Origin of the sequence: Enterobacter sp. BIDMC92, assembly GCF_001030225.1 — a bacterium.
GTDB classification, from domain to species: Bacteria; Pseudomonadota; Gammaproteobacteria; order Enterobacterales; family Enterobacteriaceae; genus Enterobacter; species Enterobacter sichuanensis.
This window is the reverse complement of sequence record NZ_KQ087598.1, coordinates 1,291,667-1,303,793: the sequence shown is the minus strand read 5'-3', so window position 1 is coordinate 1,303,793 and position 12,127 is coordinate 1,291,667. Positions and strand designations below refer to the sequence as shown.

The 12,127-nt window shown below is 59.8% G+C and carries 12 protein-coding genes; 6 read left to right on the top strand and 6 right to left on the bottom strand.

The genetic code is table 11. The features are described 5' to 3' along the window. Positions 1 to 18: 18 nt before the first annotated feature. Genes SP99_RS05880 through SP99_RS05870 form a run of 3 tightly spaced genes read left to right on the top strand, consistent with a single transcriptional unit; the run spans position 19 to position 1,858 of the window. Positions 19 to 633: a methylthioribulose 1-phosphate dehydratase gene (locus SP99_RS05880; RefSeq protein ID WP_047958009.1), complete on the top strand. Its 615-nt coding sequence runs from the start codon at positions 19 to 21 to the stop codon at positions 631 to 633. Beyond that, positions 630 to 1,319, top strand: coding sequence for an acireductone synthase (gene mtnC / locus SP99_RS05875; RefSeq protein WP_047958008.1), 690 nt, complete (start codon positions 630 to 632; stop codon positions 1,317 to 1,319). The genes SP99_RS05880 and mtnC overlap by 4 nt, the downstream gene beginning before the upstream one ends. Continuing rightward, the gene (locus SP99_RS05870) at positions 1,316 to 1,858 is read left to right on the top strand and encodes a 1,2-dihydroxy-3-keto-5-methylthiopentene dioxygenase (protein ID WP_047958007.1); all 543 of its coding nucleotides are present in this window, start codon (positions 1,316 to 1,318) and stop codon (positions 1,856 to 1,858) included. The genes mtnC and SP99_RS05870 overlap by 4 nt, the downstream gene beginning before the upstream one ends. 420 nt (positions 1,859 to 2,278) lie before the next feature. Here SP99_RS05870 and SP99_RS05865 read toward each other — a convergent pair whose 3' ends face one another. Continuing rightward, a complete protein-coding gene (locus SP99_RS05865) occupies positions 2,279 to 2,749 on the bottom strand; it encodes an SRPBCC family protein (RefSeq protein ID WP_045286208.1) in 471 nt (156 codons plus the stop codon). A gap of 42 nt (positions 2,750 to 2,791) precedes the next feature. After that, positions 2,792 to 3,808, bottom strand: a complete 1,017-nt coding sequence (mtnA, locus tag SP99_RS05860) for an S-methyl-5-thioribose-1-phosphate isomerase (RefSeq protein ID WP_047958006.1) — start codon at positions 3,806 to 3,808, stop codon at positions 2,792 to 2,794. A 105-nt stretch (positions 3,809 to 3,913) separates the two neighbouring features. Here mtnA and mtnK point away from each other — a divergent pair, with 105 nt between their 5' ends. Beyond that, positions 3,914 to 5,113, top strand: coding sequence for an S-methyl-5-thioribose kinase (gene mtnK / locus SP99_RS05855; RefSeq protein ID WP_047958005.1), 1,200 nt, complete (start codon positions 3,914 to 3,916; stop codon positions 5,111 to 5,113). A 40-nt stretch (positions 5,114 to 5,153) separates the two neighbouring features. Here the strand turns inward: mtnK and SP99_RS05850 are convergent, their stop codons facing one another. The 4 genes from SP99_RS05850 to SP99_RS05835 form a co-directional block, all read right to left on the bottom strand. Then, the gene (locus tag SP99_RS05850; protein ID WP_047958004.1) at positions 5,154 to 6,395 is read right to left on the bottom strand and encodes an LVIVD repeat-containing protein; all 1,242 of its coding nucleotides are present in this window, start codon (positions 6,393 to 6,395) and stop codon (positions 5,154 to 5,156) included. Positions 6,396 to 6,487: 92 nt separating this feature from the next. Then, positions 6,488 to 7,552 carry a sugar ABC transporter substrate-binding protein gene (locus tag SP99_RS05845; protein WP_047958003.1) on the bottom strand — a complete coding sequence of 355 codons (1,065 nt, stop codon included), beginning with the start codon at positions 7,550 to 7,552 and terminating at the stop codon, positions 6,488 to 6,490. 19 nt (positions 7,553 to 7,571) lie between these two features. Then, positions 7,572 to 8,567: an ABC transporter permease gene (locus tag SP99_RS05840; protein ID WP_045286213.1), complete on the bottom strand. Its 996-nt coding sequence runs from the start codon at positions 8,565 to 8,567 to the stop codon at positions 7,572 to 7,574. Then, complete coding sequence (locus SP99_RS05835; protein WP_047958002.1) at positions 8,564 to 10,066, bottom strand: sugar ABC transporter ATP-binding protein; 1,503 nt, start codon at positions 10,064 to 10,066, stop codon at positions 8,564 to 8,566. The genes SP99_RS05840 and SP99_RS05835 overlap by 4 nt, the downstream gene beginning before the upstream one ends. Before the next feature lie 159 nt (positions 10,067 to 10,225). Here SP99_RS05835 and SP99_RS05830 point away from each other — a divergent pair, with 159 nt between their 5' ends. Next, complete coding sequence (locus SP99_RS05830; protein ID WP_047958001.1) at positions 10,226 to 11,314, top strand: oxidoreductase; 1,089 nt, start codon at positions 10,226 to 10,228, stop codon at positions 11,312 to 11,314. A 57-nt stretch (positions 11,315 to 11,371) separates the two neighbouring features. Beyond that, positions 11,372 to 12,115: an SDR family NAD(P)-dependent oxidoreductase gene (locus SP99_RS05825; RefSeq protein WP_047958000.1), complete on the top strand. Its 744-nt coding sequence runs from the start codon at positions 11,372 to 11,374 to the stop codon at positions 12,113 to 12,115. The last annotated feature ends 12 nt before the right edge of the window (positions 12,116 to 12,127 follow it).

Below are 12,127 nucleotides of genomic sequence, written 5' to 3'. Positions count from 1 at the left end.
CCGGGAGGATACAAGGCAATGACAGACAACCCGCAACTCACCTCTCTGGTCGACGCCTGCCGCTGGATCGGGGCCAAAGGCTGGGCGCCTGCCACCGGCGGCAATATGTCGGTGCGTCAGGACGAACATCTGTGCTGGCTCAGCGAATCCGGAAAAGACAAAGGCAGCCTCACAACAGAGGATTTTTTGCAGGTGGAGATCGCCACCAACCGCGCGCCATCTGGCCGCAAGCCCTCGGCGGAGACCGGGCTGCACACCCTGATCTATCGTCTGTTCCCGGAAGCCAACGCCGTGCTGCACGTTCACACGGTTAACGCCACGGTGTTGTCGCGTCTGGTGAAAGAAGCTGAGCTCAACATCAACGGCTTCGAGATGCAAAAATCCCTCACCGGACAAACCAGCCATCTGGATACGGTGGCCATTCCGGTGTTTGACAACGACCAGGATATCGACGCCCTCGCCTCGCGAATCGCCCATTACGCACAGGAACGCCCGCTTAATTATGGTTTTCTTCTGCGCGGCCATGGCTTAACCTGCTGGGGACGCGATGTGGCCGAGGCCCGTCGTCATCTTGAAGGGTTAGAATTCTTATTTGAATGCGAAATGCGTTTACGACAACTGGAGAAGGTATGATTCGCGCAATTGTGACGGATATTGAAGGCACCACCAGCGATATCCGTTTTGTCCATGATGTTTTGTTCCCCTACGCGCGTGAGCGTCTGGCGGCCTTCGTCACCGCTCAGCAGTACGCCGAGCCGGTCAAATCCATTCTGGACAATCTGCGCGATGAAATTGACGCGCCGCACGCCAGCGTCAGCACTCTTATCGACACCCTGTTTACCTTTATGGATGAAGACCGCAAATCGACGGCGCTGAAGGCACTGCAGGGGATTATCTGGCACGACGGATACGTCAATGGCGACTTTACCGGCCATCTCTACCCGGACGTGCTCCCTGCGCTGGAAAAATGGAAAGCGCAAGGGATTGATCTCTATGTTTATTCCTCTGGCTCCGTCGCAGCGCAAAAACTGTTATTTGGCTACAGCGACGAAGGTGATATTACTCATCTGTTCAGCGGCTATTTTGATACCCACATCGGCGCCAAGCGTGAAGTGCAGTCTTATCAGAACATTGCGGCGCAAACGGGCATCTCCCCGTCGCAAATCCTGTTCCTGTCAGATATTCATCAGGAGCTGGACGCGGCTGAACAGGCAGGTTTTCGCACCCTGCAGCTGATTCGCGGTGATGATGACGGCGCAAGCCACCATCATCAGGTTCACCAGTTTGATGAGATTAACCCGGAGCAGATCCCTTCATGAGCGCATTAACGATTTACTCTGATAAAGACGCCAGTAAGCATCAGTGGCACAGCACCGACGCGGACGAAATTGCCCAACAGCTCAACGCCAAAGGCGTGCGCTTTGAACGCTGGGCGGCCGATCGGGATTTAGGACAGGACCCCACGCCTGAAGCCGTGATCGAAGCTTATCAGCATGCGATCGATAAGCTGGTGGCGGAGAAGGGTTACCAGAGCTGGGATGTGATCAGCCTGCGCGCCGACAACCCGCAGAAAGAGGCGCTGCGCGCGAAGTTCCTGAACGAGCACACCCACGGCGAAGATGAAGTGCGCTTCTTTGTAGAAGGTGCCGGGCTGTTCTGCCTGCACATTGGTGATGAGGTGTATCAGGTGCTGTGCGAGAAAAACGACCTGATTTCCGTGCCGGCGGGCACGCCGCACTGGTTTGATATGGGTTCAGAGCCGAATTTTACCGCGATCCGTATTTTTGACAACCCGGAAGGCTGGGTGGCCCGGTTTACCGGTGATGCGATTGCGGATGCGTATCCGCGACTGGCATGATTTTTCTCCCTCTCCCTGAGGGAGAGGGCTGGGGTGAGGGGGAACATACGGCTGTAGAGGTTATTCCGTTCACTTTATGTTCCTTGCTACTTTGTAACGGCATGGCCTGTGAACGTGCCAGGGCGGCTCAGTCGCCGCCGCCCTGGCGACCCGGGCTCCCGGCGGTAAATCGCCGCTTCGCGGTACCTTCGGCTTATTCCTTCCGGCTTATCGGGGACGGGCGGAGGCAACGTCCATGTAAAGCCCGCCCTCTCGGCGCATCCCTGCGCCTCGCCCCGGCCTGCAGGAAACGCCTCAGCGATTTACAGCCGGACCAGGGCGTCGCTGTAATCCAATCATATTCCTGAGGAAATATTCATCGCTTCGGCTAAAAAATTACTGGGGATCCCTCTCCCTCAAGGGAGAGGGGGTCTAAGAGCCCTACGCGTTAAGCCCCTTCACATACCCCACCAGTTGATCCAGCACAATCCCCCACCCTTCGTGGAAGCCCATCTGCTCATGCTGCTCGCGGATCGCCTTCGTTGGATGCCGCGCAATGGCCGTGTAGCGGGTTTTGCCCTCCCCGACATCTTCCAGCAACAGAATCGCCGTCATAAACGGCTTTTCGGCCGGTTTCCAGCCTTCGGTATAACCGTCGGTAAAGACCAGCTTTTTGCCAGGATCGATTTCCAGAAAGACGCCGCGGTTATCCATCCGCTGACCGTCCACCTCAAACACGGTGTTGAACCGCCCGCCCACGCGGAGATCGAGATCGCATTCGGTCACCTTATGGGGTGCAGGAATGAAGAAGTTTTTGATGTGCTCAGGCGTAGTCCAGCACAGCCATAGCAGGTCGCGTGGTGCATCCACCACGCGCTCCAGTTTTAAATCTGTTTCAGGGTCGAGCGTCACGATGTTGTCCTCTCAGGGGAACCCCTTAAAGGATAGCCGGAGTCAGGCGAATTTCCCGTTTGCCACCGCTTCCGGCGTGATCACGCCCGTGTCCAGTACCCAGCCGCTAATCAACGAGGCAGGCGTAACGTCAAAGGCCGGGTTATAGACCCGTGCATTTTCCGGTGCCCACTGCACCGCGCCAAAGCTCCCCGCCACGCCCGTCACTTCGCTGGCGGCACGCTGCTCGATGGGGATCGCGTCCCCGTTCGGGCAGTCCGGGTCGAGCGTGGTCTGCGGCGCGGCAACGTAGAACGGAATACCGTGGAATTTCGCCAGCACCGCCAGAGAGTAGGTGCCAATTTTATTCGCCACATCACCGTTGGCGGCAATGCGGTCGGCCCCTACCCACACGGCGTCGACCTGCCCTTTCGCCATCAGGCTGGCGGCCATGGAATCGGTGATGAGCTGATATGGCACACCCAGCTCGCCAAGCTCCCATGCGGTCAGCCTGCCCCCCTGCAGCAGCGGACGGGTTTCATCCACCCAGACGTTGCTGACATTACCTTCCTGATACGCACGGGCAATAACGCCAAGCGCGGTACCCACGCCCGCGGTTGCGAGACCGCCGGTGTTGCAGTGGGTCAGCAGACGGCTACTGGGCTTCACCAGCGCACTGCCCGCACGCGCGATGGCGTCGCAGAGCTGTTTATCCTCATCAATCAGACGCAACGCTTCCGCCGTCAGCGCCGGCAGAAAATCTTCCTGCCAGAGCGCCAGCTTCATGCGGTCGAGGTTGTTCATCAGGTTAACCGCCGTCGGCCGGGAGGCGCGCAGCGTTTCCAGCGCCAGCGCCAGTTCATCACGGCTTTTGCCGTTTTCGGCCAACAGCGCCAGCAGCAGGCTTGCAGAGAGACCAATCAGCGGCGCGCCGCGCACGCGAAGGGCATGAATATGCCCCACCAGCGCCTCTACCGCTGTCGCGTCCAGCCAGCGTTTCTCCTGCGGAAGCGCCTGCTGGTCGAGAATAAAGAGCTGATTATCCGTCACCCGCAGGCTGGTCGTCTGTATTGTCTGCATGTCGTTAATTCCCTGTTGCGTTGTTGTAGCACATTGTGTCAGGATGAAATCCAGATGTATAGACGTCTACATGTCTTTATTCGCAAAATCAGTGAGGAGCAGGCAATGTCGCAATACCGTACCTTTACCGCCCAGGACGCCGTGGAGTATGCCAGGCAGTTTGGCGGCCTTGATAATCCCTCATCGCTGGTAGAGGCGCAGGAAGTGGGCGACGGTAACCTTAATCTGGTTTTCAAAATTTACGATGCCCAGGGCGTGAGCCGTATCATCGTTAAGCAGGCACTCCCTTACGTGCGCTGCGTTGGCGAGTCCTGGCCGCTGACGCTGGACCGCGCGCGCCTGGAGGCGCAAACGCTGGTCGAGCACTACCGGCACAGCCCGCAGCACACCGTGAAAATCCACCATTACGACCCGGAGCTGGCGGTGATGGTGATGGAAGATCTCTCCAGCCATCGCATCTGGCGCGGCGAGCTGATTAAAAATCATCACTACCCGCAGGCCGCACGTCAGCTGGGGGAATACCTGGCACACACGCTGTTCCACACCAGCGATTTCTACCTGCACCCGCACGATAAAAAAGCGCAGGTGGCGAAGTTCATTAACCCTGAGATGTGCGAGATCACGGAAGATCTGTTCTTCAACGATCCGTACCAGATCCACGCGCGCAACAGCTACCCGGCCGAGCTGGAAAGCGACGTCGCCGCCCTGCGCGACGACGCTCAGCTGAAAATTGCCGTGGCCTCACTCAAGCATCGCTTCTTCTCGCATGCCGAAGCGCTGCTGCACGGCGATATTCACAGCGGATCGATATTCGTGGCGGAAGATAGCCTGAAGGCCATCGACGCTGAGTTCGGCTACGTGGGCCCGATTGGCTTTGACGTGGGTACCGCCATCGGCAACCTGCTGCTCAATTTCTGCGGCCTGCCGGGGCATCTGGGCATTCGCGATGCCGCCGCCGCGCGCGAACAGCGCCTGACCGATATTCAGGAACTCTGGAACACCTTCGCGGAACGCTTCCAGGCGCTGGCACATGAGAAAACGCGCGATGCCGCGCTGAGCGTACCGGGCTATGCCTCCGCGTTTCTGAAAAAAGTCTGGCACGATGCCATTGGCTTCAGTGGCACCGAGCTGATCCGCCGCAGCGTAGGGCTTTCACACGTGGCGGATATCGACACCATCGCGGATGACGCCATGCGCCACGAATGCCTGCGCCACGCGATTACGCTCGGCAAGGCGTTGATTGTGATTGCGGACCGTATCGACAGCGTGGAAGAGCTGGTGGCACGGGTTCGGCAGTACAGCTGAGACCGTTTGCCCGGTGACGCTGCGCTTACCGGGCAAACTCTCACCCCAGATACTCAATCACCGACAGCCCGCCGTTATAATCCGTGCTGTAAATAATCCCCTGCGCATCCACAAACACATCGCATGACTGGATCACCTGCGGGCGATTCGGCCGCGTGTCCATCATCCTCTCAGGCGCAGCAGGCACCAGCGCACCGGTTTCCACCGGACGATACGGATTGGAAATGTCATACGCGCGTATGCCAGCATTCTGGTAAGTGGCAAAAATCAGCGTTGAGCTGACAAAGCTCCCCGGCCGGTTTTCATGCAGATTATGCGGTCCGAAGTGTGCCCCTTTCGTCACGTAGTCTCTCTCATCCGGCTGCGGGAATGTCGAGATACTGACCGGGTTTGCCGGCTCGCGGATATCAAACAGCCAGATCAGCTTCTCGCCGTCTTGCTGATTGTCGAGCACCGCTTCGTCGAGTACCACCAGCAGATCGCGGTCGGGCAGCGGCAGCGCGGTATGCGTCCCACCGCCAAACGGCGGACTCCAGTTGCGATGGCTAATTAATGTCGGCTGGGTGCGGTCTTTCACGTCCAGCAGCGTCAGACCGCCGTCGCGCCAGCTGCCGTAGGCGGTATCGCCTGCGACGATCGCATGATGCAGCGCATAGCGTTTGCCTTCCGGCCAGTCAGGCTTTTCCCCTGCCGCCTGATTCATCCCCGGCAGCCACCAGCGCCCTGCCACTTCGGGCTTACGCGGATCGGCCAGATCGATGGTCAGGAAGATGTAGTCGGTAAAACCGTCGATCAGCGCGGACACATAGGCCCAGCGCCCGCCGACGTACCAGATGCGGTGAATGCCGATGCCGTTCAGTGACAGAAAGCCGATCTCACGCGGCTTGTCCGGCGTGGAGATATCAAACACGCGCAGCCCGGCGCTCCAGCCTCTGTCCTGCACGTCGCTGACGGTCTCCCCCACCTGACGGGTGTAGTAAACCTTCTCGTCGGCAAAGCGGGCATCGGCAAACAGATCCCGGGCGTTGATCACCAGCAGCAGATCGTCATGCGCCTGGAGGTGCACATTCCAGGTGCCGGGCGGCGCGGGAACATAGCCCGCGGGTTTGGGGTTTTTCGGGTCGCGCACGTCCACTATCGAAAAGCCCTGCGACACCATATGGCCGATCCAGGCGAATCCGCGGTGCACCATCAGCTGCACGCCGTCAGGGCGACCGCCCTGGTCGCTATGGCCAATCAGCCGCATATTGCGGCTGTATTCGGGGGTGGGTAATGCTGACATAGTGGATTCCTTTCTCCCGGTGGCGCTGCGCTTACCGGGCCTACGGGTGCAAAATGTAGGCCGGGTAAGGCGCAGCCGCCACCCGGCTTGTTTTATTTATTTTTCGCTTCCAGCGTCGCAAACCACGGGGCGATAAAATCTTCCGTCTGGCCCCAGCCTGGAATGATTTTCCCCAGCGACGCTACGTTCACCGCGCCCGGCTGGGCGGTCAGCAGGGCCTGCGGGATGGCCGCGGCTTTAAAATCGTAGGTGGCCGGGGTCGGTTCACCGGCAATTTTATTGGCCACCAGACGCACGTTGGTGGCCCCAATCAGCTTCGGATCCACCGCCACGCTCACCTTCCACGGGCTGCCCGGCTCGCGCATCAGTTGCAGATCCTGGTTGGAGATGTCGATGCTGTAGAGCTTGATCTCGGTGCGGCCGTTCTCTTTCAGCGCCTTATAGGCGCCCTGGCTGAAGGCGTCCCAGGTGCCCCAGATGGCGTCGATTTTACCTTTCGGGTATTTCGCCAGGATCGCGCCCACCTTGTTGGCGGTGTCACCCTGCACGTCAGACGAGACCGCGCCAATAGACTCCAGCTCTTTGATCTCCGGATACTGCTTTTGCAGCGCTTTATAGGCCGCCTGACGACGCTCCATCGGCGGGAAACCCGCCACCCACAGCTTGACGATATTGGCTTTGCCGTTGAAATCTTTCGCCAGTTGGCCGAAGGAGAGATTGGTCAGGGAGGCATCGTCCTGCTGGGTAACGGTCACGCCCGGGATCTCGCCGTTCACCGCGGTATCAAATACCGCGACTTTGATCCCGGCATCCACCGCTTTCTTCACCAGCGCAGTCGCATACGGATCGCGCCCCTGGGACAGAATAATCCCGTCATATTTCTGGCTGATGGCCTGGTTCACGAAGTCCTGGAATTTGGCATCGTCCCCGTTGCTTAAAAAGGTGCTGACCTTAAAGCCGAGCTTCTTGCCTTCCTGAATCGCCCCGGCAATAAACTGCGTGGTGTTGTCGTCTGAGCCGAGGTTGCGGATCACCGCGATGCGGATCGGGCCGTCGTGGTTAGCAATGGCTGGTGGAAGCGGTGCCGGCGTGGCCGCAAAGCCAGGCAGAGCAGCGAATAACCCTAATGCCACCAAAGAGCGTGCAATCTTTTTCATTTTTTATCCCGTTGTGTTGTCAGCGTTTTTGTATGTAGGTAATCGCCAGCGCTACCGCGAGCACCAGCCCTTTTATAATGTCCATGGCGTAATACGGCACCGAGAGCATCACCAGCCCGTTCGACAGCACGCCAAGAATGATCGCCCCGACCAGGGTTCCCAGCGCGTTCGGCTTGCCGGAGCCGGCCAGCGAGAAGCCGATCCACGCCGCCGCCACCGCATCCATCAGGTAGCCGCCGCCCGCATTGACCTGCGACGAACCGATGCGCGAGGCCAGCAAAATCCCACCCAGGCCCGCCAGCAGAGAGGCAATCACGTAGGCCGCGACCTTGTAACGGGTAGTGCGGATGCCGGAAAGGCGAGCCGCTTCCGGGTTACCGCCGATGGCGTACATCCGACGGCCGTGGGTGGTCAATGACAGGCCCAGCTGCGCCAGAATGGTCACCGCCAGCATGATGATCACGATGGTTGGCACCTGCCCCAGCAGGCTGAACGCCGCCGGAATGGTCCCTTCCGCCATGTCACCGCTCGGCAGCACCATGTTCTCGGTGATCGACCCGCCGTAGCTGTAAGTCATCGCCACGCCCTGGATCACAAACAGGCTGGCAAGCGTCGCGAGCATATCCGGAATACGCAGGATGACGATCAGAAAGGCGTTAAACAGCCCCACCAGCGTGCAGAGCGCGAGGGTGATCAGAATCGACTCGGTGGTGCCGAAGCCGTGCCAGACGAAGAGTGAAATCACCAGCGCGTTCGCCAGCGACGCGGTAGATCCCACGGAGAGATCGAACCCGCCGATGGTCAGCGAAATCGACACGCCAATGGCAATCACCGTCACGATGGCAATCGAACGCAGAATATTGATGATGTTATTCGGGTCGAGGAAGCTGTCCGACGCCAGGCCAAAAACGGCCACCAGCGCGACGACGGTCAGCAACATGCCCCACTTATAGAGAAAATCGAAAATCTGCTGACGGCCAGACGCCGCCGCGTTCACTGAAAGGGCCTTACTCACGACGCCGTTCCTCCGGTTGAATAATAAAGCAGGGTTTCTTCACGGGCCTCGGCCCCGGCGATTTCCGCCACGATACGTCCGTCCCACAGCACACAGATGCGGTCGCACAGCCCCACCAGCTCGGCAAACTCGCCGGAGGCGTAAATGACCCCTTTGCCCTCGCGCGCCAGGCCGTCAATCAGCTGGAACAGGTCGGTTTTGGCCTTCACATCCACGCCTTTGGTCGGTTCGTCGAATATCAGTACGCTGGCGTCATTGCGCAGCCATTTGCCGATGGCGACTTTCTGCTGGTTACCGCCGGACAGACGGCGCAGCACCTGCCCCGGCCCGCGCGCCCGCACGCCGACGCGGGCGATAACCTCTTCCGCCCAGCGCCACGCCTGACGATGGCCGAACAGGCTCCAGCGCGAGAAGCTGTTATCCGCCGTCACCGCCAGATTCATGCTCACCGGCTCGTCGATAAAAATGCCCTCTTTGCGCCGCTCCTCCGGCACCAGCGCCAGGCCGCGCAGCACCGAATCCGCCGGGTCGCGCGGTTTCCAGGGCTGATGATTCAGCTCACCGCGCGCCACGCGGCTTTTGCTGGCACCAAACAACGCCTTGCAGAGTTCGGTTTTGCCTGCGCCCGCCAGCCCGGCAATGCCGAGAATTTCGCCTTTGCGCAGGTGCAGGGAGATATCTTTCAGCAGCGCGTCGTCGTGCAGCCCCTCCACGCGTAGCAGCGTTTCGTCGCCGTGTGCAGGGCGCGCGGGCGGGTAGATATCGCTCAGCACGTGGCCAAGCATCTTCTCGACAATCGCCTCGCCGCTGAGATCCGCCATTGGACCGGACTCAATCAGCTTGCCGTCGCGCAGCACCGTCAGGGTGTCGCAAATGGCTTTCAGCTCGTGAATGCGGTGCGAGATAAACACCACGCCGATGCCCTGCTGCTGTAAACGTCTGACCACAGCAAACAGGCGCTCGCTTTCGTGGGCGTCCAGCGGCGCAGTGGGCTCATCCAGAATTAAAAAACGGCAGTGATGGGACAACGCCCGCGCCAGCAAAATCTGCTGCTTTTCGGCAAGCGAACAGCTATCAATAACGCGGCGTACGTCAAGAGAGACGTCCAGCTGCGCCAGGGCCTGTCTCGCCTGCTGGCGCAGCGTACGCCAGCTGAAGCGATGTCCCGGCTGCGCCAGCGTATCGAGCATGATGTTCTCGGCAATGGTTAATCCCGGGATCAGCGCCACATCCACTTCCTGCTGTACCAGATGGATCCCCAGCCGTTTGGCGTCCAGCGGCTCGCGGATCGTCACCGGCTGGTTATTAATGCAGATCTCACCTTCATAACGTTCGTGCGTTCCGCACAGCACCGCCATCAGCGTTGATTTCCCCGCGCCATTGGCACCGGTCAGGGCATGCACCGATCCGCCGGTTAGGGTGAAATTCACGCGCGACAGGGCCTGAAAGCCGGAAAAGGCCAGGCTGATACCGCGCATCTCAAGGCGACTGGAAACCATCCGCGTAAATCCTTCATTACTCTTCTGATTTAGCGAATTTTTCACAGCTCCGGTTGACTGACAACGACGGAAAAGGCATAAGTTAAAGCGAAATATTATTAGCCATCCGGATGTCCAGACATAACATCGGGTTAGCGCTTGCTAAAAAAGGACACCTTCATGAGCACCACCGATATCCGCGTCGTACCTGGCCCGGCGAACTACTTTTCCCATTCCGGAAGCCTTGCGCGTCTGAATGACTTCTTTACCCCGGAACAGCTTTCCCGCGCGGTGTGGATTTACGGCGAGCGCGCCATCGAAGGCGCGCGCCCTTTCCTGCCGGAGAGTTTTAACGCGCCGGGGGCGAAACACCTGCTGTTTAAAGGCCACTGCAGCGAGCGTGACGTCACCCACCTGGTGCATGAAGCCGGCAGCGAGGCGAGCGTGGTGATTGGCGTTGGCGGCGGTGCGCTGCTCGATACCGCCAAAGCGGTGGCTCGCCGTCTGGGTATCCCGGTAGTGGCAATTCCGACCATCGCCGCCACCTGTGCAGCGTGGACGCCACTTTCCGTCTGGTACAACGACGCCGGTCAGGCGCTGCAGTTTGAGATTTTCGACGACGCCAACTTCCTGGTGCTGGTCGAGCCGCATATCATTCTCAACGCCCCGGCGGAGTACCTGCTGGCGGGGATTGGCGATACGCTGGCGAAATGGTATGAAGCGGTGGTGCTCGCGCCTCGGCCTGAAGACCTGCCGCTGACCGTGCGGCTGGGCATTAACGGCGCGCTGGCAATCCGCGACGTGCTGCTGGCGCACAGCGAGGAAGCGCTGGCTGACCAGCAGCGCGGCGAACAAACCCAGGCATTCAGAGACGTGGTGGATGCCGTTATTGCCGGTGGCGGGATGGTCGGCGGCCTGGGCGAGCGCTACACCCGCGTGGCGGCGGCGCATGCAGTGCATAATGGCTTAACCGTGCTGCCGCAAACGGAAAAATACCTGCACGGTACCAAGGTGGCCTACGGCATCCTGGTGCAAAGCGCTCTGCTCGGTCAGGAGGACGTGCTGGCACAGCTTATCTCGGCGTATCAGCGTTTCAACCTGCCGACCACGCTTCGCGCGCTGGAGGTCGATATCCATAACCGCGAGGAACTGGATAAGGTCATTGCTCATACCCTGCGCCCGGTAGAGTCGATTCATTATCTGCCGGTGACGTTAACGCCTGAGGTTCTGCGCGCGGCGTTTGAGAAGGTGGAATACTTCAGCCGTTAATCGCCCCGAGGAACTATACCTAATGATGATTCTCACCACTCTCGCAACGAGGTCATCATGCAGATCGATTTAACAGGTAAGAAGGCGCTGGTTACCGGCGCCAGCCGTGGGTTGGGTCGCGCTATCGCGCTGTCGCTGGCGCGCGCCGGTGCCGACGTGGTTATTACGTATGAAAAATCTGCCGATAAAGCCCAGGCGGTTGCCGATGAAATTAAGGCGCTTGGGCGGCACGGTGAAGCGGTGCAGGCCGACAGCGCCAGCGCGCAGGCCATTCAGGATGCCGTCACCCATGCGGCGCGCTCCCTCGGCGGGCTGGACATTCTGGTCAACAACGCCGGGATCGCGCGCGGCGGCCCGCTGGAGTCCATGACGCTGGCGGACATTGACGCCCTGATCAACGTCAATATTCGAGGGGTGGTCATCGCTATTCAGGAGGCTCTGGTGCATATGTCTGACGGCGGGCGCATCATTAACATTGGCAGCTGTCTGGCTAACCGCGTGGCCATGCCGGGCATTGCCGTTTACTCAATGACGAAGTCCGCCCTCAACTCTCTTACCCGCGGCCTGGCGCGCGATTTAGGCCCGCGCGGCATCACCGTTAACCTGGTCCATCCAGGCCCTACCAACAGCGACATGAACCCAGAGGATGGAGAGCAGGCGGAAGCTCAGCGCCAGATGATTGCCCTCGGTCACTACGGCCAGCCGGAGGATATCGCCGCGGCGGTCACCTTCCTTGCCAGCCCGGTCGCCGGGCAGATCTCCGGCACAGGGCTGGACGTGGACGGCGGTCTGAACGCCTGATCGCACATTCTC

Coding starts and splice junctions, on each gene's coding strand:
- SP99_RS05880 (WP_047958009.1), top strand. CDS start 19: ATGACAGACAACCCGCAACTCACCTCTCTGGTCGACGCCTGCCGCTGG.
- mtnC (WP_047958008.1), top strand. CDS start 630: ATGATTCGCGCAATTGTGACGGATATTGAAGGCACCACCAGCGATATC.
- SP99_RS05870 (WP_047958007.1), top strand. CDS start 1,316: ATGAGCGCATTAACGATTTACTCTGATAAAGACGCCAGTAAGCATCAG.
- mtnA (WP_047958006.1), bottom strand. CDS start 3,808: ATGCAGACAATACAGACGACCAGCCTGCGGGTGACGGATAATCAGCTC.
- mtnK (WP_047958005.1), top strand. CDS start 3,914: ATGTCGCAATACCGTACCTTTACCGCCCAGGACGCCGTGGAGTATGCC.
- SP99_RS05850 (WP_047958004.1), bottom strand. CDS start 6,395: ATGTCAGCATTACCCACCCCCGAATACAGCCGCAATATGCGGCTGATT.
- SP99_RS05845 (WP_047958003.1), bottom strand. CDS start 7,552: ATGAAAAAGATTGCACGCTCTTTGGTGGCATTAGGGTTATTCGCTGCT.
- SP99_RS05835 (WP_047958002.1), bottom strand. CDS start 10,066: ATGGTTTCCAGTCGCCTTGAGATGCGCGGTATCAGCCTGGCCTTTTCC.
- SP99_RS05830 (WP_047958001.1), top strand. CDS start 10,226: ATGAGCACCACCGATATCCGCGTCGTACCTGGCCCGGCGAACTACTTT.
- SP99_RS05825 (WP_047958000.1), top strand. CDS start 11,372: ATGCAGATCGATTTAACAGGTAAGAAGGCGCTGGTTACCGGCGCCAGC.